Source organism: Flavobacterium lacustre (assembly GCF_027474525.2).
Taxonomy (GTDB): Bacteria; Bacteroidota; Bacteroidia; order Flavobacteriales; family Flavobacteriaceae; genus Flavobacterium; species Flavobacterium lacustre.
Window position 1 is genome coordinate 708,276 of record NZ_CP114882.2, and the last position, 23,672, is coordinate 731,947.

The window sequence follows — 23,672 nt, forward strand, 5'->3', positions numbered from 1 at the left end:
GCAAAAGTAAACTTTTTATAGCATTTGATTCATAATAAATTTATAATAAAAAGAATGATACAAAAAATTAGTAATTTTGTCTCGCTATGATTGAACACCTACTGCATCCAAGGATCACCGAAAACAAAGACTGGGCAACACTTCTGTTTGTTATGTCCTTTCTGATTATTGCCCTTACTAAATCGGTATTCGAAAATCGATTTGGTGATTTTATTAACTTAATCTTTTCGGACAAATACATTAAAGTCTATAAAGACAGTAGTCACCTTAAAAGCGGGTTTACTATTTCCTTATTTTTTGTACAGGTGGTTTCACTTGCCTTTTTTATTCAAATTTCGCTGAGTATTTTTGGCTATGCATCAAAAACAGATTGGCTGCTTTACATTCAGATCATCACATTTCTTATTTTCTTTATTTTGGCTAAATATCTTATAGAAAAAATCATCGCCACTTCATTCAATATTGAAGATTTTATGGAGCATTTTAACCTTCAAAAAGTCACTTACAGAACCTATATTGGATTATTTATACTACCAATAAACATTATTTTATTTTATTATGATGCTGTCTCAAAAAATATTCCCCTCATAATTATTGGGTTAATACTAGCGATAAACATGTTGACTTATTTAATTTCAATAAAAAATTATCAAAATGTAATATTCGGTAAGTTGTTTTATTTTATTTTATATCTTTGCGCTCTTGAAATAGCCCCTTATTATTTTATGTATTATTGGTTTACAAAAGGGATTGCTTAGAAAATGTTAGATATGAAAGTGAAAACAATTTTGGTGTCACAGCCCGAGCCTAAAGTGGAAAATTCTCCTTACTTTGAGTTGCAACAAAAGCATAAAGTGAAAATTGATTTCAGACCTTTTATTCATGTAGAAGGAGTTAATGCAAAAGAAATTAGACTTCAAAAAATTGATCTTAATCATTACACAGCCATTATTTTGACTAGTAAAAATGCTGTAGATCATTTCTTTAGAGTAGCTGAAGAAATGCGTTTTAAAGTACCTGAAGGATTAAAATATTTCTGTCAATCCGAAGCGATTGCCTTTTATCTGCAAAAATATGTAGTGTACAGAAAACGTAAAATTTACGTAGGTCCTAAAGATTTTGCTGATTTATCTCCTCTGATAAAAAAATACAAAGACGAAAAATTCTTATTACCTGCTTCAGACCAGTTGAATGCCGATGCGCCAATAACGCTAAACGCATTAAAAGTAGATTGGACTCCAGCCGTTTTTTACAGAACAGTAATGAGTGATTTATCGGATTTAGCAGATGTTTATTATGATGTTTTGGCTTTTTTCAGTCCAACAGGAATAAAATCATTGTTTAAAAACTTCCCAGACTTCAAACAAAACGACACTCGAATTGCAGTTTTTGGAAGCACAACACAAAAAGAAGCTTTAGATCATGGCTTAAGAGTAGACATTTTAGCGCCAACACCGGCAACTCCATCTATGACAATGGCATTAGAGAAATACATTATTGAAGCGAATAAAGGAAAATAAAACTATTCCCTTTCAACATATAAAACACAAAAGCCATCTGCAAAAACAGATGGCTTTTCTAATTAAATTTGGTCATTTGACAAAAAAATCCGCCTTATTTTCACAAGACGGATTTTATATTTTATCAAAAAAAAGTTAGTCTCTTCGACTGCCTCCCATATAAATCGACACATAATACAACAAGGTAGCGATAGATCCCAGAGCAGCTACCACATACGTTCTGGCGGCCCATTTCAACGAATCTTCGGCTCCGGAATATTCCGCGCGATTCAACATATTTTTAGTTTTTAGCCAAGCCAATGCGCGATTACTCGCATCATATTCTACCGGTAAAGTCACAATAGAAAACAAAGTTGTAGCTGCGAAAACAATAATTCCAATCAATAATAATTGTGGAAACGTTTTGATCATCAAGATTCCAGCCAGCAAAATCCATTGCATGTATGTAGACGCCACATTCACGATTGGCACTAACTGAGAACGCATGGTCAACCATTGATATCCCACCGCATGTTGAACCGCATGACCACATTCGTGAGCAGCTACTGCAGCAGCAGCGGCGTTTCTTTGATTGTAAACCGCCTCACTCAAGTTAACGGTTTTATCTACCGGATTGTAATGATCTGTTAATTGTCCCGGTGTTGAGATGACTCTCACATCCCGAATACCGTTATCAGCCAGCATTTTTTCGGCAATTTCTGCACCGGACATTCCGTTTTGTAATTGTAATTTTGAATAATGTTCAAACTTGCTTTTTAGTCTTGAACTAACTAACCAGCTTACGAGCATAATTGCTCCAGCCAATATCATATAACCCATTCCCATATTTTATTTTTTTTATTTTAAAAGTTATAAAAGAATCATCAAAATCTGAACCAAATTTTCAGAATGTCATTTTGGCATTTTTTTATTTACAAATGGTTATAAACGCAATTAATTCTGAGGCTTCATAATACGTGAATGAAACATTTATTACTTCGTAGCCTTCGGCAGATTTACGGTTCAAAAACTGTGCTACTTCTTGAGCCAATTCTTCTTTCATACTCGAAAAACCAAAGCTTCTCTTCAACGTATGCACTTCATATTTTTTCATCTTATTTTGATTTACTTATTATACGCAGAATCAAAAAAATGTTACATTTCTAGCCATAAAAAAATCCAAATCCCAATAACTACATTGGAATTTGGATTTTCATAAAAATGGTTAATTCTATATTATCCCACCAAATTGATAATTTTTCCAGGAACAATAATCAACTTGTTTGGCGTTCTTCCCTCTAATTGTTTGATGGTTCTTTCGTCTTTCATTACAATTTCCTCGATTTGTTCCTTGGTTAAATCCAAAGGTAAAACCATCGTGAAACGCATTTTCCCGTTAAAAGAAACTGGATATTCTTTATCACTTTCTACCAAATGTTTTTCCTCTAAAGCCGGAAAAGCAACCGTTGCAATAGAACCGGAATTTCCTAACAACGACCATAATTCCTCGGCAATATGAGGTGCATAAGGCGAAATTACAATTGCTAATGGTTCCAGAATCGCACGAGAATGACAGTTTTGAGTGGACAATTCATTCACACAAATCATAAACTGAGAAACTGATGTATTGAAAGAGAAACTCTCAATATCTTCCGCTACTTTTTTGATGGTTTTGTGTAATGATTTCAGGTTGTCTTTGGTTGGTGCGTCATTGGTCACAATCAAACCATTATCATCAAAATACAAACGACACAGTTTTTTCAAGAATCCAAAAACTCCAGAAATTCCTGCGGTGTTCCAAGGTTTCGCTTGTTCCAATGGTCCTAAGAACATTTCATACAAACGTAATGTATCCGCTCCGTATTCGTTACAAATATCATCCGGAGTTACAACATTATATTTCGATTTCGACATTTTTTCGATTTCGCGACCTACAATGTATTTTCCGTTTTCTTCAGTGATAAAAAGTGCTTTTTTGTATTCCTCTCTGGAGTTTTTAAATTTCTCAAGATCCAGTTCATCTGAAGAATTTACAATTGAAACATCTACATGTCTAGGAGAAACCTCAACCTCTAAAATATCAACATTATTCTTTTCTGGATATATTTTTTTAATAATTTGCCCCAATTCAACTTTCAATATTTCTTTATTATTCTTGATCGAATTTGAAACAAAAATAGCAGGTAACTTTACTCCATTTTCATCGTCTGGACTAAATAAAGACCATGAAACTTTATAAACAAACGCACTCATCCCCAAAATCATTCCCTGATTAATCAGTTTTTTGAATGGTTCTTCGGTTGGTGCAAAACCTTTATCTTTCAGGAATTTGTTCCAAAAACGAGAATACAATAAGTGTCCGGTTGCGTGTTCGCTTCCGCCAATGTATAAATCCACGCTTTCCCAATACGCCAAAGCATCTTTGCTGGCAAATTCATTCTCATTGTGCGCATCCATATAACGCATCCAATACCAAGAACTTCCCGCCCAACCTGGCATTGTGTTCAATTCTAATGGAAAAATGGTTTTATTATCGACTAAACTGGTTTCAACTACTTTATTATTTGAACTGTCCCAAGCCCAAACCAAAGCGTTTCCTAATGGTGGTTGACCATCTTCTGTTGGTAAATATTTCTCTACTTCTGGTAAAATAATTGGTAAATGTTGCGCATCAATCATTTGCGGTAAGCCATTTACATAATACACCGGAAACGGCTCTCCCCAATAGCGTTGACGAGAGAAAACAGCATCACGCAAACGGTAATTGATTTTTCCTTTCCCTTGGTTTAATTTTTCCAATTCTTCGATAACTTTCTTGGTCGCTTCTTTGTAATTCAATCCGTTTAGGAAATCAGAATTGGCAATTTCCACATTGTCTTTCGAGCCATAAGCAGCTTCGGAAATATCGACATTGGCAAAAATATTTTTAATTTCCTGCATTCCGTTTTGCCCTTTGAAGAAATTCGCAAAAGCATAATCTCTTTCATCGCCACAAGGAACCGCCATAACCGCGCCTGTTCCGTAACCTGCCAAAACATAATCCCCAATCCAAACCGGAATTGGTTCTTTGGTAAACGGATGTTCGGCATACGCTCCTGTGAATACTCCAGAAATGGTTTTTACATCGGCCATACGTTCTCTTTCGGAACGTTTTGCTGTTTTTTCTATGTATGCTTCAACAGCCGTTTTTTGTTCTGGAGTGGCGATTTGAGCTACCAATTCGTGTTCTGGCGCCAATGTCATGAAGGTCACTCCAAAGATGGTATCAGGTCTTGTAGTAAACACATCGATATATTGTTGCTCACTTTCGACTTTCGACTTTTGACTTTCGACTTTAAAAGAAACCATTGCTCCAACGGATTTTCCAATCCAGTTTCTTTGGCTTTCTTTGATGCTTTCGCTCCAATCTATATCGTTTAAACCCTGCAACAAGCGTTCTGCATAAGCTGAGATTCGCATGCTCCATTGTGTCATTTTTTTACGAATAACGGTAAAACCGCCACGTTCCGAAACACCATTTACGATTTCGTCATTTGCCAAAACCGTTCCTAATCCAGGACACCAGTTCACCTCAGTCTCGGCTAAATACGTCAATCTGTATTGCAGCAAAATTTTCTCCTGCTGTTCTTTTGCGAAAGCGTTCCATTCATTTGCTGAAAAAGCGTCAATATTTTCATCGCAAACCGCATTGATATTTGCATTTCCTTCTGTTGAAAAAATGGAAACCAAAGTCGAAATATCTTCGGCTTTATCGCTGTTTTTATTGTACCAAGAATTGAATAATTGGATAAAAATCCACTGTGTATGTTTGTAATAATCTGGATTTGAAGTGCGGACTTCTCTGCTCCAATCGAAGGAAAATCCAATTTTGTCCAATTGTTTTCGGTATCCCGCAATTTTATTTCCTTCTTTATCCGTTCCTCCGTCAATATTTACCGAAGTCGTATCCTCAGGACGTTGCCCAGTTTGAATCGCGTATTGTTCTGCCGGCAAACCAAAACTATCATAACCCATTGGATGCAAGACATTAAAACCTTGGTGTCTTTTGTAACGGGAATATACATCAGAGGCGATGTATCCCAGCGGATGACCTACGTGCAATCCAGCTCCAGAAGGATAAGGAAACATATCCAACACGTAATGCTTTGGTTTTTCTGAATTATTTTGCGCGGCAAAAGTTTGATTTTCTGCCCAATATTTCTGCCATTTGGCTTCAATTTCATTCGGATTATACTTCATTCCTCTTTTTTTATTGTTTTTTTAATGGAGCCATGCTGTCGCACACTCAAGTCGTATTATAAGTTTCAGAGCAACTCAGTTGCTAAGTTGCTGTATTTTATTTGCAGAAATGATTATTTCAAGGTGCCAAATTTACGTTTATTGTACGAAAGTTAAAACTTTGGGCGTTATTAACTTTAAATAAAGAAATTCTTTATTATTTTTACCCCATAATTACAGTAAACTATGAGTTCTTCCTTCGATAAATTTCAAAAACGCAGATTAATTTCCTCTTATTTTTCGGTAGTACTAAGTGTATTCTTGGTGTTATTTTTATTGGGAATGTTGGGCCTTTTCATTATAAATTCTAAAAAATTGGCTGACGATTTCAAAGAAAATATAGCCATGACTGTGTTTTTCAAGAACGAAGCGAATGATACAATTCTAAAAGCCTTTGGAACCGAATTGAAAACAGCTCCTTTTGCAAAGAAATTTGTATTTGTGTCCAAAGATGATGCTGCTAAGCAACATACCGATATTATTGGAGAAGATTTTGTAACCTTTTTGGGCGAAAATCCTTTGCAAAATTCCTATGATATTCACATCAAAGCCGATTATGTTGAGAAAGACAGCGTTGCAAAAATAGAAAGTCGCTTACGCAAAAATACTATGATTTCGGACATTGTGTATGACAAACAATTAGTGAATTTAGTAAATGACAACATCAAAAAAGTGAGCATGTGGATTTTGATTGTTAGCGGATTTTTGGCCGTAATCGCTGTTTTATTAATCAACAGTTCTTTGCGTTTGTCCATTCATTCCAACCGATTTATCATCAAAACCATGCAAATGGTGGGCGCAACGAAAGCTTTTATCAGAAAACCATTTGTAATGCGAAGCATCAAACTAGGAATGATTGGTTCCGGACTTGCTATTCTTGCCTTAATTGGCGTTTTGATTTATGTAGAAAACAGCTTTCCTAATCTTGGAATTCTCGACGACAAATTTCTAATTGCTTTAGTTTTAATAACTGTTTTCGGAATTGGAATATTAATCACTTGGTTGAGTACTTATTTCGCCACACAACGTTTCTTAAATTTAAGAACAGACGATCTTTATTAATTGAAGATAATAAAAGCATTATCATTCAGCATTTTTAGATGCTGAACTAAATTCAGCATAAATGAAAAACAACGAACAAAAACAAGAATTTCTTTTTGGAAAAATAAATTATACCATTCTGCTAATCGGAATTGGAGTAATTGCTTTAGGCTTTATTTTGATGTCGGGTGGCGGAAGTGAAGATCCAAATGTATTCAACGAAGATATTTTTAATTTCAGAAGAATTCGCTTGGCACCAACTACAGTGCTTATTGGTTTTGGAATTACGGTTTATGCCATTCTTAAAAATCCAAAAAAGGCATAAATGAATACATTACAAGCTTTTATAATTGCCATTATCGAAGGATTAACGGAATATTTGCCCGTTTCTTCTACAGGTCACATGGTATTTGCCAGTTCTTATTTTGGGATTCAAGAAGATGATTTTGTGAAGCTTTTTCAAGTTTCAATTCAATTTGGAGCCATTTTAGCCGTAGTCGCTTTATATTGGAAGAAATTTTTCGATTTCTCTAAATTCAATTTTTATATCAAATTAGTGTGTGCCGTAATTCCAGCTTTGGTTTTAGGAAAATTATTTGATGACAAGATTGAAGCCGTTTTGGGAGATCCAATTCCCATTGCAATTGTTTTAATTTTAGGCGGAGTCATTCTGCTTTTTATTGACAGCCGTTTTCAAAATCCAACCGTTATTCAAGAAGAAGACATTACTATAAAGAAAGCCGTAATCATTGGTTTTTGGCAATGTTTGGCTATGATGCCGGGAACTAGTCGTTCTGCAGCTTCTATAATTGGAGGAATGCAACAAGGTTTGACGCGTCATGCAGCTGCAGAATTTTCATTCTTTTTAGCAGTTCCAACCATGATGGCTGTAACCTGTTATTCGGTGTTTTTAAAAACCTACGAAGCCTCACAAATGAAAGGCTACGAACTCATTTTAAAATCAGACGAGAACATAAAGTTTTTCCTTATCGGAAACATTGTCGCTTTTATCGTTGCTGTTTTAGCCATTAAATTCTTTATTGAAATCATCAAAAAATACGGTTTTAAACCATGGGGTTGGTACCGAATTATCGTGGGAATCTTTTTATTGATTTACTTTTCATACCTAAAATAATTTCCATTGAAGACTGCTGAAGATTTTTTAAACGGACAAATCATTTTAATTGATAAACCTTTGCATTGGACTTCCTTTCAGGCGGTGAATAAATTAAAATGGGCTTTAATCAGCAAGCTGAACCTTCCAAAAAAATTTAAGATTGGTCACGCCGGAACATTAGATCCGCTAGCAACCGGATTACTATTAGTTTGCACCGGAAAATTTACCAAAAGAATCACCGAACTTCAAGGTCAAGCCAAAGAATATACAGGAACGTTTTACATTGGAGCCACGACGCCTTCATACGATTTAGAAACCGAAATTGACCAAACCTTTCCAACATCGCACATAGACGAAGCTTTAATTCATGAAACGGTAAAACAATTTCTGGGTGAAATAGACCAAAAACCACCTATTTTCTCGGCTATAAAAAAAGATGGCATTCGTTTATACGAGCATGCCCGCGCTGGAGAAACGGTAGAAATTGCCACCAGAAAAACGACCATTCACGAATTTGAAATCACGAGAATTGCACTTCCTGAAATTGACTTTAGAGTCGTTTGCAGCAAAGGAACTTATATTCGTTCCCTTGCTTTTGATTTTGGAAAAGCCATGAATTCCGGTTCTCATTTAACGGTTTTACGCCGAACAAAAATTGGCGATTACGATGTAAATGACGGAATGGATGTTATAGCATTTGAAAAATCTATTGTTCCAAACTAAGCATTATATCCAAAATTTCATTTTGAGTACTTACACCTTTATCGTGAAGATACCACAATTGTAAATCGGCTTTGGCAGTTTCATCTACAACTCCGTGCTGTTTTTTATAATTTTGTATTAATTCAACGGCGACTTTTGGTCTTGGACCCCAATCGCCTGCAATGCTTCCGGTATTTTTATTAATAACAATCAGCTTTGGAATCGCTTTGGCTTTATTTGTCAAAAAATGATTCATTAATTCCTCATTTTCATCGCGTAAAACAATTCTTAAATCTATATTTTTATTTGATTCTAAAGCCATTTTATTAAAAACAGGCAGCAACTGTGCCGCATCACCACACCAGCCTTCGGCAAGAACCAACCAAATGTATTCGTTTTTTAAAGAATGTAATTTAGCTACATTCACTTCGGTTATTTTCATTGTTTTATCCAATCGGTGTAATCGGGTTTCATTCAATTCACTATAATGTAATAAATCTTCAGATTGCTCATTTCCGGTTGATTTTCCTTCGAGTAACAAGTCGGAAACCAATTTTCTGTATTCAGAATACGAATGACTATTGAACAATGCTTTGGCTACTGCAGCTTTCATATTTTTATATTTTGTTGCACAAAACTAATCCTTTAAATAAAATAATAAAGTGACATTTATTACTTTAAAAGCAAAAAAAACATAATTATTTGAATCGCTTTAAAGCTCAAAATTAAAGCAGAAATAAAGCGAAAATTATTTTTAAACACTATTTCAAAAAAAACAGAATATCCCTATATTTGCACCAAACAACTCTACACACACATGAAATACAAAAGAATTCTTCTAAAATTAAGTGGCGAAGCTTTAATGGGCGACTTGCAATACGGAATTGACCCGAAAAGATTAGCCGAATATGCCGATGAAATCAAGCAAATTCATGCCAAAGGAGTAGAAATTGCCATAGTTATTGGCGGTGGAAATATTTTTAGAGGCGTTGCCGGAGCAAGTGCAGGAATGGACAGAGTGCAAGGCGATTATATGGGAATGTTAGCCACAGTCATAAACGGAATGGCATTACAAGGCGCATTAGAAGATAAAGGGATGAAAACACGTTTGCAAACTGCTTTGAAAATGGAGTCTATTGCAGAACCTTACATCAAAAGAAGAGCCGATCGTCACCTTGAAAAAGGAAGAATTGTAATTTTTGGCGCAGGAACAGGAAATCCGTATTTCACAACAGATACCGCAGCTGTTTTACGTGGTGTAGAAATCAATGCCGACGTGATTTTGAAAGGAACTCGCGTTGATGGTGTATATGATTCTGATCCGGAGAAAAATACTGCTGCCGTGAAATTTGATTTTATTTCTTTTGAAGATGTATTGAAAAAAGGATTAAATGTAATGGATACCACAGCATTTACTTTAAGTCAGGAAAACAAGCTTCCGATTGTGGTTTTCGATATGAATAAAATTGGAAATCTATTGAAAATCTGTGAAGGAGAAAACATAGGAACCGTAGTAAATATATAGTTAAATGGTTCTTGGTTTTAAATATTTGGATTGCTCCAAACGACAAAAAACCAAAACCCAAAACCTAAAAAAATGACAGAAGAAATTGAATTTATATTAGATAGCACCAAAGAATCGATGGCAGGTTCTATTGTCCATTTAGAGAAATCATTCTTAAACATTCGTGCAGGAAAAGCATCTCCGGCAATGTTAGGAAGTGTTTTTGTAGATTATTATGGCTCAGCAACTCCGCTTTCGCAAGTTTCAAAAATTAGTGTTCCGGATGCTCGAACAATTACACTACAGCCTTTTGAAAAAAACATGCTGCATGCTATCGAAAAAGCAATTATGATAGCTAATATCGGTTTCAATCCAATGAATAACGGAGATGTAATCATTATTAGTGTTCCTCCTTTGACAGAAGACAGAAGACGTGAACTTGCTAAACAAGCAAAATCAGAGTCGGAAGATGCAAAAGTAGGAATCAGAAATGCTCGTAAAGACGCAAACACTGACATCAAAAAACTGGAAAAAGAAGGAACATCTGAAGACATTTGTAAAAGTGCCGAAGAAGAAGTTCAAAACTTAACCAACAGTTTTATCAAAAAAATAGATGAACTTCTGGTACAAAAAGAAGCTGAAATCATGAAGGTATAATTTTTAATACCTCAACATTAAAATCCGTTCGCTAAGGTGAACGGATTTTTTTATTCTTATTTTTGTCATACCAAAACGAACTCCATTTCGTTTAGTACAAATACCTTTGTTTATGAAGCACCTTTGTTTATTGCTGTTCGTTTTTACGCTTTCGCTTCAAGCGCAGTTTCAGGTGAACGGAATTGTAAAGGATATTTCGACCAATAAACCTTTACCTTTTGCAACAATCACAGGAAACGACGGAACTAATACCATCTCAGACGTAGACGGAAAATTTATTATTTTGTCTAAAATGACAATAACCGCTTTTGAGGTTTCTTACATTGGCTTTACCAAAATTAGGGTTCCAATTGAAAAAGGCAAAAGTTATTATATAGTTGCACTTTCGCAAAAAACAAATGACCTCAACGAAATTATAATTTCAAATGAAAATCCGGCTTTAGCAATTATTAGAAATACAATCGCGCAAAAAGACAATAATAATCCTCAAAAAAAGCTAAAAACATTCGAATTCAAATCCTATAATAAACTCATTGTAACAGCCAATCCAGACTCAATAAGCGGAAAAATTGATTCTGTTTTTGTCGAAAAAACAACAACCAAAATTGATTCTTCCAATTATAAATTCAAAGAAATAATAAGCAAACAGCATTTGTTTCAAACGGAAAAAGTATCACAATATCAATTCAATAATGCGAAACTAAAAGAAACTATTTTAGGCACAAAAATGGCGGGTTTCAAGCAGCCTTTATATGAAATTATTGCGTTTAACTTACAGTCTTTTTCAATTTATGATGCCAGTTATGAACTTTTTGAAACCAAATATAACAGTCCAATCGCTAAAGATGCTTTAAAGGATTACAACTATAAACTGCTGGATTCCGTAATCATTGATGGGCGAAAAACGTTTATGATTTATTTTAAAAATAAAAAGAAACGAAAAGCATCCGGATTAGAAGGCGTATTGTATATAGACCAAAATAATTTTGCGGTTGCCAAAGCAATCATGCGCATAAAAGGCGTTCTCGATATTAGCGGAATTCACGAATTTCAATACCTTCCCAAAGAGCAATTATGGTTTCCATCGAACAAAATATTTAAAATTGTAAAAGGGAAAAATGATGACGATTTAAAAATCCTTGGCGGAACCATTCAATTTGACGGTGATGTAGAAAAGGATTTCAAAACCCGAAAAAAAGAAGCTTCCGATTACATTTATTTGCTTTCGCAAAGCAACAATTTTGACATTCAATACAACATTCCGATACAAATAAAAAAAGCGGCGATTTACATCGAAATCAAAGACGACGCCATCAATAAACCGGAAAGCTTCTGGAATACCTACAGAAAAGACAGCTTAGACATTCGAAGCCAAAAAACGTATTTAGCCTTAGACAGTATTTCAATTAAAAAAAGAATTGAAAGCCGGATAACCTTTGGCAAAAAAGTCATTAATGGTTATTTACCGGTTGGTTTTGTCGATTTAGACTTGCGTAAAATAATTAGCTACAACAATTACGAAGGCTTCCGATTGGGTTTAGGCGGTATTACGAACGAGAAATTTTCTAAAAAATACAAATTAGAAGGCTACTCTGCTTATGGAACTAAAGACGGCACATTTAAATATAGTTTTGGCGCAGGAACACGGGTTGGAAAATTCTCTAATTCCTGGATTGGCGTTTCGTATACCGATGATGTTCGGGAAATTGCAAGTACTGTATTTGCAATTGACAAAAGAGCGTTCAAAATCTACGATCCAAGACCCATAAACATCAGTACATTTTATAATTATGTGAGTTGGAAAACATTTATTGAGACCAAAATAATTCCAAAAACCGAAAGTATCTGGGAACTTTCGCGTACTCATGTTGAACCAAAATTTGATTATATCTACAATTTAAATGGACAATTGTACCGAAACTTCACCATGACAACGGCAATGGTTTCGCTGCGATGGAATCCTTTCAGCGATTATATGCAAACGCCAACTGGCCGAATTGAAGTCGAAAAACGGTTCCCTAAATTTACTTTTCAATACACGCAATCGCTACCAAAAATAGCCCAAAATGACTTTGAGTTTAGCAAAATTGACTTTAAAACGGAGTATGAAAAAAAATATTTAAACGGTCAAAAAACAAATTTACTTTTTGAAGCGGGTTATGCTATTGGTGATATTCCTATTACACATTTATACAATACTTCCCCAAATAATATCACCAAAGAAACAATCATTCAACGGGTTACTTTTGGCGGAAAAAATAGTTTTGAAACGATGTTTTTCAATGAGTTTTTCTCTAATAAATATGCTTTTTTCCAATTCAAACATGGGTTTAGCAGAATCAGTATTTTCAAGAAGATAAAACCATCATTTGTGTTGGTTTCCAGAATGGCATGGGGAAACCTGGACAAGCCAGAACAACATGTAGGAATCAATTACAAAACGCTGAATAAAGGATTTTTTGAATCTGGAGTAGAGCTCAATCAAATTTATAAAGGATTGGGATTAAGTGGTTTTTATAGATATGGTCCAAATCAACTTCCAAAATTTCAAGATAATATTGCTATAAAAATAAGCTTTGTACTGAATTTAGGGCTTTAGATCCTTTTGTATTTTCATCTTTAATGCTCCGAGACAAATTTCAGTCCAATGATAGAAGCTATTAAAGTCGTGATAAAGAAAATTCTCCAGAAATCTGCCGGTTCTTTAAAAATAAAAACACCAACCAAAACAGTCCCAACAGCTCCAATTCCAGTCCAAACTGCATACGCGGTTCCAATAGGTAACGTTTGTGTGGCTTTATACAATAACAGCATGCTAATGGTCAGACAAATCAAAAATCCGATCATCCACAAAACGGCTGTTGTACCTGAATTTTCTTTGGCTTTGCCTAAACAAGTGGCAAAACCCACTTCAAACAAGCCTCCTATAATCAGTAAAATCCAGTTCATTTTTATTGTTTCAAAATCAATACTGAAGGCACTCTGCTCAACCAAATACTGCGGGTTTCTACTAAAGTCTTCCAACTTTCGAGACTGATTATCATTAAATCCTGATTGGATAAAAATTCTTTTTTAATGATTCGCTCTTTCATCAAAGTGATGTTTTGTGGGTATTTTTCTTCTAAGGAATTGATTGCACTTTTAATAACAAAATTGCTATTGATGTGTTCATTTACATCTAAAACCATCACTTTGGAATTGTTATTATAAATTAGTTTTTGCACATAATCAATCAAAAAGGAATCATCGGAATTGAATATTGGCACAAAAACCTGATTTACTTCTTGCAGTTCTTTATCAATTAAAATCCCTAGAGGCATTTTGGTTTTAGAAATAATCTGTCTGGTTCTTTCGTCAAAAGGAGAATTTTCGAACAACCCTTCTTTTCCCGTAAATTTATCGATTAAGCGATCCGGATTTATAATTCTTGTGGTAAAACCAATTACCTTACCCAGTATTGTACCTTCAAAAATAGATTTTCCTAAACCTACCAACAATAAATCATAATCGCCTTGATTAGCAATATCAGCAATGTCTGTTTCTATATCGATGGTGGCTTTAAAAAGAGTTGTGATTTCCTGATGCAGCAATTCTGACTCTTCCACAATGGGAGTAAAACTGTTCTTTTCTTTGTCTTCCATGTTAAAAGGATGCATTTCGTCACTCAAAGACAAATGCATAGCTGTAATGGTAGAAGTGGCTTTTTGTTTTTTTATCAAACTGCTGGCCAATCGCAACAAAGATTTTCCTTTTTCGTTATTACCAAAGGAAATCAATATTTTATAGTCGTTTGGTTTCGTTTCAATTTCGGGAATAATACTGTCTTTACTCTTAAAAAGATAATTGATTAAATCTAAAGCCGGACCTGTCATAAAAGTGGTAACCAAGGCCATAATAACCATCATCGTGAATACTTCGGGTGTTAAAACTTTAAGCTCCAAACCAATATTCAAAACAATCAATTCCATTAAACCTCTGGTGTTCATCAAAGCACCAATAGTTAAACTGTCACGCCAGTTCTGACCTACAAATTTTGCTGCCAAAGCACTTCCCAAAAACTTTCCTATAACGGCTACCAAAATAATAAACCCGGTAACTTTCCACAAATACGGATCATTGATAAGACCAATTTCTGTTTTCAAACCTGTAAAAACAAAAAATAATGGTAACAAAAGTATGAGCGAAACATCTTCTACTTTTTCGATAAATATCGTTCGGAACTTTGCTATATCCGGCATAATGGCTCCGGTCATGAAAGCCCCAAAAAGAGCATGAATTCCGATGACTTCGGTTGCATACGATGAAAGTATAAGTGTCAGAAAAAATATAGCAACTACCGGTTTTACAATGGTATCTTTAGAACCATATAAATCCCCAATTCGTTTCAAGAACGGTTTCACAACAAACAACATCGCAAGCACATAAAGAAAAGCCAATGCTATAATATAAAGTGAACTGACGAACGTTCCTGCTTTTACAATCGCAATTACAACAGCCAAAATACACCAAGCGGTAATATCATCGGCAGCTGCACATGTGATAACAATCGCTCCAAGTTTCGTTTTATGAATGCCGCGTTCCTGAACAATTCGTGCCAAAACCGGAAACGCTGTAATGCTCATGGCAATTCCCATAAATAAACTGAAGGAAAGGAATTTTACGCCTTCGGGAGCAAATCGATTGTAGACAAAATAAGCCAATCCGATTCCTAATGCAAAAGGAATAATAATACTGGCGTGACTAATAACAACCGCTTCATTGGCTTTATTTTTCAGCACTTTCAAATCGAGTTCCATTCCGATAACAAACATGAAAAGAATTAGCCCAATCTGACTCAGAAATTTCAAATTTCCTAACGATTCAACCGGAAACAAAGCTGCGGAAAATTCCGGAAAATACATACCTAATAAAGAAGGACCAAGAACAATTCCAGCAATAATTTCGCCAATTACAGAAGGCTGTCCAATTTTTTTGAAAACCCAGCCAAAAAAACGAGCCACTAGAATTATAGTGACAATTTGTGCCAAAAGAATCGCTAACGGATCTTGAAAATTATGCAACATCGATGTGATGAAATCATTCCAAGAACCTTTTTCTATGGTAGGTTTTGCAATATATTTTCCCGTTTCCAGGTATTTCCCTTTTTTTAAAATCCAATAAATTAAAGCGGTGAAACCGCCAGTTACTGAAAAGTAAAATATACTGTTTTTATAATTTTTCATATATAAATGAGTCGTCTTTATGTGTTTCAAATACCACAAAGGTGAGAAAACCAAATATAGCAATAATAATAGTATTATAAATAGTAACCAAAATTTAATCTTAACGAAATTTTAAGCCTAAAAGAAAGAAATCTAAACCTGAAGCGCATGAAAATCATCAAGCTTTATATACCTTTGCTGTGTTAAAAAATCAATATGATCAAGTGGTTTAGTTTAGGATTTTGGGAATTAATTGCCCGAGTCGTACTTAGAAATAGAATTTTAATGTTATCGATAATTGTTGCGATAACCGCTCTTCTGGCATTACAATGGAAAAACATCCATTTCACCTTTACAGAAGCCAATATGTTGCCGGACGACAATATTGCTAATGTTGAATACAATGCTTTCCTGAATAAATTTGGCGAAGAAGGAAACTTAATCATCATTGGTGTAAAAGACAAAACCTTTTTTACGCCAAAAGCATATGCTGCCTGGAGTACTTTAATGAATAGTCTCAAGCAAGAAAAAGCTATCGATTTAGTGATTTCGCTGAACGATTTGAAAAAATTACAAAAAAATGATTCCCTTCAAAAATTTGAATTAGTTCCTTTTGTTGACCAAAGTAAAACCGTTGACAAAGTCTATCTCGAGAAGATAAAAAAGGAACTTTTTAATGATTTGCCTTTTTACGAAGGATTGCTTTTCAACAAAAGATCCGGAAGTATTCGCTCTGCCGTTTACATGGATAAAAAGATTGTAAATACCAAAGCGCGAAAAGAATTCATACTCGAAAAATTAGTTCCTGCCGTCGAAAAATTCGAAAAAGAAACTAACATTGACCTGCGTGTTTCAGGAATGCCATACATCCGAACGCTCAACGCCAAAACTATTGTTGACGAAATAAGCATCTTTATCGGAGCATCATTATTAGTGACTTCATTGCTGTTTTTCTTCTTTTTCAGAAGTTTTAGAGCGACTCTAATCTCCATGATAATTGTAATTATTGGTGTAATGTGGTCGTTTGGGTTTTTAGGATTATTAAATTACGAAATCACGGTTTTAACGGCTTTAGTTCCTTCTTTGATTATTGTAATTGGGATTCCCAATTGTATTTTCCTGACCAATAAATACCATCAGGAATACAAAGTACACCGCAATAAAGCCAAAGCTTTACAACGCGTTACCACCAAAGTAGGAATGGCAACCTTAATGACCAATCTCACCACAGCCATTGGTTTTGCTACATTTGTTGCTTCAAATAATCAGTTGTTATTAGAATTTGGAGTGGTGACAGCCATCAATATTATGGCGCTATTCTTTTTGTGCATCATTGTAATTCCTATTTTCCACAGTTACATTCCGCCTCCAAAAGACAGACATATTGAACATTTAGACCGTGGATATGTAAAAACATTCATGGATTGGATTCTGCGTAACGTAAAATACAACCGTTTTTCTATCTACGTCGTGGCTGTTTCGTTACTGGTTATCAGTATTATCGGAATTTACGAAATGCGTATTTCGGGCAGTTTAATTGAAGACATGCCGAAAAAAGAAGCGTTTTTCCAAGATATTGTTTTCTTCGAAAAAGAATTTGACGGCGTCATGCCTTTGGAAATCATGATTGATACCAAACGCAAAAAAGGCGTTATGAAATTGTCTACGCTCAAGCGAATGGAAGAATTAGAAACTACTATTGACGAAATTCCGGAATTATCAAAACCTATTTCGATTGTCAATTTAGTTAAATATTCCAAGCAAGCATACTACAACGGAAACCCGGATTATTATGAATTGCCAACATCACAAGAGCAATCTTTTATTTTGTCGTATGCAAAAAATGCAACAAAAAATTCAAAAGATAACCTGATGAAAAGCTATGTGGATGCTACAGGCCAATATGCCCGAATCACTACTTTTATGCGTGATGAAAGCGGTGACAACATGCCAAAAATTGAAGCCGAAATCCGTAAAAAAGCGGATAAGCTTTTCCCACCAGACCGTTTTCATGTAACAATTACCGGAAAAGCATTAGTGTTCCAGAAAGGAACCGGATATTTATTGGATAATTTACTTTCTTCCTTAATTTTCGCTTTTTTCCTGACGGCACTTTTAGTGGCATTTATGTTCCGTTCGTTCAAAATGGTTTTGGTTTCTATCATTCCAAATCTATTGCCTTTATTGTTAACTGCAGGAATTATGGGCTTTTTAGACATTCCGTTGAAACCATCAACGATATTAGTTTTCGGAATTGCATTTGGACTTTCGGTCGATGATACTGTTCGATTCCTGGCGCAATATCGAGAGGAATTAAAGAAAAATAATTGGAAAATCCGCAAGTCCGTTTACGCCACTTTTAGCGATGCGGGATTGAGTATGTTTTATACTTCGATCGTTTTATTCTTTGGATTTTCGGTGTTTATGTTGTCTAGTTTTGGAGGAACCATTGCACTTGGCGGATTGATTTCGTTAACTTTATTATTCGGAATGTTGTCGAATTTAATGTTGCTGCCAGCTTTAGTTTTGACTTTAAATAAAACATTGGCCAACGAACAGGAATTCATTGAACCCAAAATTGACATCATAGAACACAGCGACGAAGAGATTGATGCTCTGAAAAAAGAATAAATAAGTCTTTATATTCTAATTTTTTTTAGCCCTGATTGCAGGTGATATCCTTTTTTGAGGCGATTTTTCATCGCCTCAAAAAAGATAAAACCGAAAAGCAGGAAATAGCTCCTGATTAGACCATTTGTCACAATGCATTTCCAAACAAATCGATTATATTTGTAGTTCGATAAAAATACTATTTCTCAATATCAATTATATCTATAATGAAACATACAAAAGTTAAAGACTTACTAAACAGCACAACGATGCTTCATGAGGTAAATGCAAAAGGATGGGTGAGAACTTTTAGAAACAATCAATTTATTGCTTTGAATGATGGTTCGACCATCAACAATATACAATGTGTTGTCGATTTTGAGAACACTCCCGAAGAAACTTTGAAAAGAGTTACGACAGGAGCTGCGGTTTCTGTAACGGGAACTTTGGTGGAGAGTAAAGGCGCTGGTCAGAAATATGAAATTCAGGTTTCTAAATTAGAAATTCTGGGAGACTCTGATGCGGAGAAATTCCCTATGCAACCTAAGAAACACTCGCTTGAATTCTTGCGTGAAAATGCGCATTTGAGAGTTCGTACAAATGCTTTTGGTGCAATTATGCGAATTCGTTCAGTATTATCATTTGCCGTGCATCAGTATTTTCAGGAAAAAGGATTTGTGTATGTAAACACGCCAATCATCACCGGATCTGATGCCGAAGGTGCCGGTGAAATGTTTAAAGTTACCGCTTTGCCATTTGACGGAACGCCAAGAACTGAAGACGGAAAAGTAGATTATAAAAAAGATTTTTTTGGAAAAGAAACCAACTTAACGGTTTCCGGTCAATTAGAAGGAGAAACTTTTGCGATGGCTTTGGGTCAGATTTATACTTTTGGACCTACGTTTAGAGCAGAAAACTCGAATACTTCGCGCCACTTGGCGGAATTTTGGATGATTGAACCCGAAGTGGCTTTCAATGATTTGAATGACAACATGGATTTGGCAGAAGATTTCATTCAATACGTAATCAAATTTGTATTAGAAAAATGTCCTGAAGATTTGAAGTTCTTAGAAGGACGTTTACTAGAAGAAGAAAAATCAAAACCACAAGCAGACAGAAGCGAAATGGCTTTGTTAGAAAAATTAAATTTTGTGTTGGAGAATAATTTCAAACGTGTTTCGTATACCGAAGCGATTGAAATTTTGAGAAACTGTACGCCAAATAAAAAGAAAAAATTCAGTTATATCATTGACGAATGGGGCGCTGATTTGCAATCTGAGCACGAACGTTACCTAGTTGAAAAACACTTTAAATGTCCTGTAATTTTGTTTGATTACCCAGCAAACATTAAAGCTTTTTACATGCGTTTGAACGAAGACGGAAAAACAGTTCGCGCCATGGATATCCTTTTCCCGGGAATTGGAGAAATCGTAGGTGGTTCACAAAGAGAGGAACGCTATGATGTTTTGGTCGAAAAAATGAAAGCCTTAGGAATTCACGAAGAAGAATTATGGTGGTATCTTGATACTAGAAGATTTGGTTCGGCGGTTCACTCTGGTTTCGGTCTTGGATTCGAAAGATTGGTGTTATTTGTAACGGGTATGACTAATATTCGTGACGTAATTCCTTTCCCAAGAACGCCTATGAATGCAGAATTTTAATAAAACAATGTTTAATCGGTTAATCGATTAAACGAATAAACGGTTAAACAATAAAAATGCTAAAGCAATTCCTAAATCTAAAATTGTCCCAAAAATTATCTCCTCAACAAATCCAGTTGATGAAGTTAATTCAATTGCCTACGCAAGCTTTCGAACAACGTTTATTAGAAGAAATGAACGAAAATCCAGCTCTTGAAGCCGGAAAAGAAGAAGAGGAATACGAAAAAGACGAGTTCGAAAACGAAGATTATGATGATTATGATGATGCGGAATCAGAAAGAATCGATGCCGAAGACATTAACATAGACGAATACTTAAGCAACGACGATACTCCGGATTATAAAACGCAAGCCAATAATTACAGTGATGATGACGAAGAACGCGAAACACCTTTTGCAGCTCCAATTAGTTTTCATCAGGATTTAATAAATCAGCTGAATACTTTTATCTTGAGTGAAGAAGACCGTGAAATTGCAGAATTTCTGGTAGGAAGCATTGACGATATGGGCTACATTCGCAGAAGCGTACCCGATATGGTGGATGACATGGCGTTTACACAAGGAATTTATACCGATGAAAAAACAGTAGAAAGAATGTTACAAGTCATTCATGAACTGGAACCATCAGGAGTTGGTGCACGCGATTTACAGGAATGTTTATTGTTGCAATTAAAGCATAAAACACCAACGGAATATGTGGAATTAGCCACTGATATTATCGAAAATCAGTTTGACGCTTTCACCAAAAAACATTACGACAAGCTTTTACAGAAATACAATGTTTCGAATGAGCAACTTAAAAAAGCCGTTAATGAAATCGAAAAACTGAATCCAAAACCAGGAGGTTCTTTCACCGGAAACAATAAAGTAACCGAAAATGTGGTTCCTGATTTTGCCATTAGAATTGTAGACGGTGAACTGGAATTAACCTTAAACGGTAGAAATGCACCTTCCCTACACGTCTCTAAAGACTATCAGGAAATGATGCAAACCTATAAAGATTCCCGTGATAAATCTGCTGCACAAAAAGATGCGGTGCAGTTTATCAAGCAAAAACTGGATTCGGCTAAATGGTTTATTGATGCCATTCGTCAACGTCAGGAAACGCTTTTTGTAACCATGAATGCCATTATGCATTATCAGGAGGAATATTTTCTGGAAGGTGACGAAACCAAATTGAAACCGATGATTCTGAAGGACATTGCCGATATGGTTGGTCTTGATATTTCAACGATTTCTCGTGTAGCCAACAGTAAATATGTAGAAACACCTTATGGCACGAAATTGATTAAAGAATTTTTCTCGGAAGCCATGAAAAATGACCAAGGTGAAGATGTTTCAACATTAGAAATCAAGAAAATTCTAAAAAACACCATCGAGGAAGAAGACAAACACAAACCACTTCCAGACGATCAATTAGCTGAAATTCTTAAAGAAAAAGGCTATCCGATTGCGAGAAGAACCATTGCAAAATATAGAGAACAACTCGATATTCCGGTAGCGAGAATGAGAAAGAAAATGTAAATCGGAATTTTTAAATATAAAAAAGGGGAAATTTGTTTTGAAACAGATTTCCCCTTTTTATGTAAACATATTATTTTTCGTCCTGATCTTTCCGCATCGCATGATAATAAGCAGCACGACTCAAGGGTTCATATTCTTCGGTTTCACCGAGCATGACAAGTTTGTCATTATCCGTTTTACGAAAACTGTAATTAGCCAGATTTCCGGTGCGCGTACATACGGCGTGGACTTTGGTAACATATTCGGCAGTAGCCATTAGCGCTGGCATGGGTCCAAAAGGGTTTCCCTTAAAATCCATGTCCAATCCGGCCACAATTACCCGGATTCCTTGATTAGCCAAATCGTTGCAAACTCGAACTATTTCATCATCAAAAAACTGCGCTTCGTCAATTCCGACCACATCACAACCTTGCGCCAAAATAGCGATATTGGCAGCAGCAGGAACTGGCGTAGAACGTATTTCGTTGGCGTCATGTGAAATTACCATTTCGTCATGATAACGCGTATCAATAGCAGGTTTGAAAATTTCTACTTTCTGTTTGGCAAATTGCGCTCTTTTTAGTCGGCGGATGAGTTCTTCCGTTTTGCCCGAAAACATCGAACCGCAAATAACTTCGATCCAACCAAATTGTTCTTTATGATTTACTGTATTTTCGAGAAACATTTTTGTATTTTTCTAACTTAAAAAATGAATAGTTTTTATTACTTTGTAACAGTAATAATCAAACATAAAAATTAATACTTTTACGTGTTTTCAAAAGTAGAAAATTTTTGCTTAAGGTTCCTTCTTCCTTTGGTTAAATAAAAACAAAGAAGATGATTATTACGAAATATACAGCCTACTCACTATAATTTAAAAGATATGAAGAAACGATTGGAAGCCGATTTAATCAGCATTGCACACCGAATTTTACAGTTAAAAAACAAGTCTGACATCAATCAACTCTATCTTGAAACACAAAAATTATACGAAAAATTAGCCGTTTTACGATTTGTTGATGCAGAATTTGGCGATACAAAGCCTACTATTGGTCAAGCCGAAATAGAAAAACAAATTGAGGAAGCTTTTGATAAAAAAGAAGTACCACAACCGGAACCTGTAATTGTTGAAGAAGCAAAAACAGAAACAACTGCCGAAACTCCTCTGGAAACAGCACCCGAAAACGACAGTCTTTTTGAGGTGGATGATGCCGAAATCGAAGAAGAAATTATTTCTGAAAATATTGAAATTCCTGTAGAAAAAGTTGAAAACACAGTTAAAGAAGAAGAGACCATAACGCCGGAAGAAACTCCTTTCATTCCTGCTTTCGAATTATCTGAAGAAATTGAAGAAGAGATTGAAGAAACAATTGAAGAAGAAATTCCAACTGTAACCGAAGAAACAGAAGCGCCAAAGAAAACAGAAGTCGTTCAAATTTCTTTCGAGGATTTGTTAGGCGGAAATTACAGTGAGGCTCAATTCGTAAAAGTGCATCCGCTTGAAAACATTCCGACAGCAATTGCCATTGATTTTGAAGAAAAAGAATTGGATTTAATTCCGACTCCTGAACCAATAATTCCTGAGGTAGCTGAACAAAAAAATATTCCGTTAAACGAAAAACTAACCAAAGGAATCAATATTGATTTAAACGATAGAATTGCCTTTACCAAACAGCTTTTTGGGAATAGCAGCGAAGACTACAATCGTGTTTTAAATCAATTAATCACGTTTGACACCTACAAAGAAACCAAAGAATTTATTGATGACATGGTGAAACCGGACTACAATAACTGGGAAGGAAAAGAAGAATATGCACATCGTTTTATGGAAATCATAGAGAAAAAATTCTTGTAATTCCGTTTTAATTTTACCGATTTCCAATTAAAAAAAAACTTGAAT

20 protein-coding genes are annotated in these 23,672 nt (G+C 35.2%); 13 read left to right on the forward strand and 7 right to left on the reverse strand.

The features are described from left to right. The first annotated feature begins 86 nt into the window (after nt 1-86). Both O6P34_RS03245 and O6P34_RS03250 read left to right on the forward strand, forming a co-directional pair. A complete protein-coding gene (locus tag O6P34_RS03245) occupies nt 87-758 on the forward strand; it encodes a DUF4271 domain-containing protein (RefSeq protein ID WP_269685894.1) in 672 nt (223 codons plus the stop codon). A 12-nt stretch (nt 759-770) separates the two neighbouring features. Next, nucleotides 771-1,520, forward strand: coding sequence for a uroporphyrinogen-III synthase (locus O6P34_RS03250; RefSeq protein WP_269685895.1), 750 nt, complete (start codon nt 771-773; stop codon nt 1,518-1,520). A 135-nt stretch (nt 1,521-1,655) separates the two neighbouring features. Here the strand turns inward: O6P34_RS03250 and O6P34_RS03255 are convergent, their stop codons facing one another. From O6P34_RS03255 to O6P34_RS03265, 3 genes are all read right to left on the reverse strand, one after another. Then, nucleotides 1,656-2,345, reverse strand: coding sequence for a zinc metallopeptidase (locus O6P34_RS03255; RefSeq protein WP_269685896.1), 690 nt, complete (start codon nt 2,343-2,345; stop codon nt 1,656-1,658). A gap of 82 nt (nt 2,346-2,427) precedes the next feature. Further along, nucleotides 2,428-2,613, reverse strand: coding sequence for a hypothetical protein (locus O6P34_RS03260; RefSeq protein ID WP_269685897.1), 186 nt, complete (start codon nt 2,611-2,613; stop codon nt 2,428-2,430). Nucleotides 2,614-2,735: 122 nt separating this feature from the next. Next, nucleotides 2,736-5,738 (reverse strand): leucine--tRNA ligase, encoded by a 3,003-nt coding sequence (locus tag O6P34_RS03265; RefSeq protein WP_269685898.1) that lies wholly within the window; start codon nt 5,736-5,738, stop codon nt 2,736-2,738. A 225-nt stretch (nt 5,739-5,963) separates the two neighbouring features. Between O6P34_RS03265 and O6P34_RS03270 the strand changes: the two genes are divergently transcribed. The 4 genes from O6P34_RS03270 to truB all read left to right on the forward strand — a co-directional run bounded on the left by O6P34_RS03270 (nt 5,964) and on the right by truB (nt 8,658). Next, complete coding sequence (locus tag O6P34_RS03270; RefSeq protein ID WP_269685899.1) at nt 5,964-6,839, forward strand: cell division protein FtsX; 876 nt, start codon at nt 5,964-5,966, stop codon at nt 6,837-6,839. Nucleotides 6,840-6,900: 61 nt separating this feature from the next. Next, nucleotides 6,901-7,143: a DUF3098 domain-containing protein gene (locus O6P34_RS03275; RefSeq protein ID WP_269685900.1), complete on the forward strand. Its 243-nt coding sequence runs from the start codon at nt 6,901-6,903 to the stop codon at nt 7,141-7,143. Beyond that, the gene (locus O6P34_RS03280) at nt 7,144-7,953 is read left to right on the forward strand and encodes an undecaprenyl-diphosphate phosphatase (protein ID WP_269685901.1); all 810 of its coding nucleotides are present in this window, start codon (nt 7,144-7,146) and stop codon (nt 7,951-7,953) included. 6 nt (nt 7,954-7,959) lie between these two features. Beyond that, complete coding sequence (gene truB, locus O6P34_RS03285) at nt 7,960-8,658, forward strand: tRNA pseudouridine(55) synthase TruB (RefSeq protein WP_269685902.1); 699 nt, start codon at nt 7,960-7,962, stop codon at nt 8,656-8,658. Here truB and O6P34_RS03290 read toward each other — a convergent pair. Continuing rightward, nucleotides 8,642-9,250, reverse strand: a complete 609-nt coding sequence (locus tag O6P34_RS03290; RefSeq protein WP_269685903.1) for a thioredoxin family protein — start codon at nt 9,248-9,250, stop codon at nt 8,642-8,644. The two genes, truB and O6P34_RS03290, sit on opposite strands and share 17 nt — an antisense overlap. A gap of 204 nt (nt 9,251-9,454) precedes the next feature. Here O6P34_RS03290 and pyrH point away from each other — a divergent pair, with 204 nt between their 5' ends. From pyrH to O6P34_RS03305, 3 genes are all read left to right on the forward strand, one after another. After that, complete coding sequence (pyrH, locus tag O6P34_RS03295) at nt 9,455-10,162, forward strand: UMP kinase (protein ID WP_269685904.1); 708 nt, start codon at nt 9,455-9,457, stop codon at nt 10,160-10,162. A gap of 72 nt (nt 10,163-10,234) precedes the next feature. Then, a complete protein-coding gene (frr, locus tag O6P34_RS03300) occupies nt 10,235-10,798 on the forward strand; it encodes a ribosome recycling factor (protein WP_269685905.1) in 564 nt (187 codons plus the stop codon). Nucleotides 10,799-10,910: 112 nt separating this feature from the next. Continuing rightward, nucleotides 10,911-13,397 (forward strand): DUF5686 family protein, encoded by a 2,487-nt coding sequence (locus O6P34_RS03305; RefSeq protein ID WP_269685906.1) that lies wholly within the window; start codon nt 10,911-10,913, stop codon nt 13,395-13,397. Nucleotides 13,398-13,417: 20 nt separating this feature from the next. On the opposite strand, the gene O6P34_RS03310 is transcribed toward O6P34_RS03305, so the two are convergent. Both O6P34_RS03310 and O6P34_RS03315 read right to left on the reverse strand, forming a co-directional pair. Beyond that, nucleotides 13,418-13,747 (reverse strand): DMT family transporter, encoded by a 330-nt coding sequence (locus O6P34_RS03310; RefSeq protein ID WP_269685907.1) that lies wholly within the window; start codon nt 13,745-13,747, stop codon nt 13,418-13,420. Nucleotides 13,748-13,749: 2 nt separating this feature from the next. Beyond that, nucleotides 13,750-16,020: a cation:proton antiporter domain-containing protein gene (locus tag O6P34_RS03315; protein WP_269685908.1), complete on the reverse strand. Its 2,271-nt coding sequence runs from the start codon at nt 16,018-16,020 to the stop codon at nt 13,750-13,752. Nucleotides 16,021-16,215: 195 nt separating this feature from the next. On the opposite strand from O6P34_RS03315, the gene O6P34_RS03320 reads away from it, so the two are divergent. The 3 genes from O6P34_RS03320 (at nt 16,216) to rpoN (ending at nt 21,793) form a co-directional block, all read left to right on the forward strand. Next, the gene (locus O6P34_RS03320; protein WP_269685909.1) at nt 16,216-18,630 is read left to right on the forward strand and encodes an efflux RND transporter permease subunit; all 2,415 of its coding nucleotides are present in this window, start codon (nt 16,216-16,218) and stop codon (nt 18,628-18,630) included. A 206-nt stretch (nt 18,631-18,836) separates the two neighbouring features. Then, nucleotides 18,837-20,270, forward strand: a complete 1,434-nt coding sequence (gene asnS, locus O6P34_RS03325) for an asparagine--tRNA ligase (RefSeq protein WP_269685910.1) — start codon at nt 18,837-18,839, stop codon at nt 20,268-20,270. A 56-nt stretch (nt 20,271-20,326) separates the two neighbouring features. Further along, nucleotides 20,327-21,793 carry an RNA polymerase factor sigma-54 gene (gene rpoN / locus O6P34_RS03330; protein WP_269685911.1) on the forward strand — a complete coding sequence of 489 codons (1,467 nt, stop codon included), beginning with the start codon at nt 20,327-20,329 and terminating at the stop codon, nt 21,791-21,793. Nucleotides 21,794-21,863: 70 nt separating this feature from the next. Here rpoN and O6P34_RS03335 read toward each other — a convergent pair whose 3' ends face one another. After that, the gene (locus O6P34_RS03335; RefSeq protein WP_269685912.1) at nt 21,864-22,457 is read right to left on the reverse strand and encodes a thymidine kinase; all 594 of its coding nucleotides are present in this window, start codon (nt 22,455-22,457) and stop codon (nt 21,864-21,866) included. Between the two features lie 198 nt (nt 22,458-22,655). Here O6P34_RS03335 and O6P34_RS03340 point away from each other — a divergent pair, with 198 nt between their 5' ends. Continuing rightward, on the forward strand, nt 22,656-23,627 hold the full coding sequence (locus O6P34_RS03340; protein ID WP_269685913.1) for a DUF8457 domain-containing protein: 972 nt from the start codon (nt 22,656-22,658) through the stop codon (nt 23,625-23,627). Nucleotides 23,628-23,672: the final 45 nt, after the last annotated feature.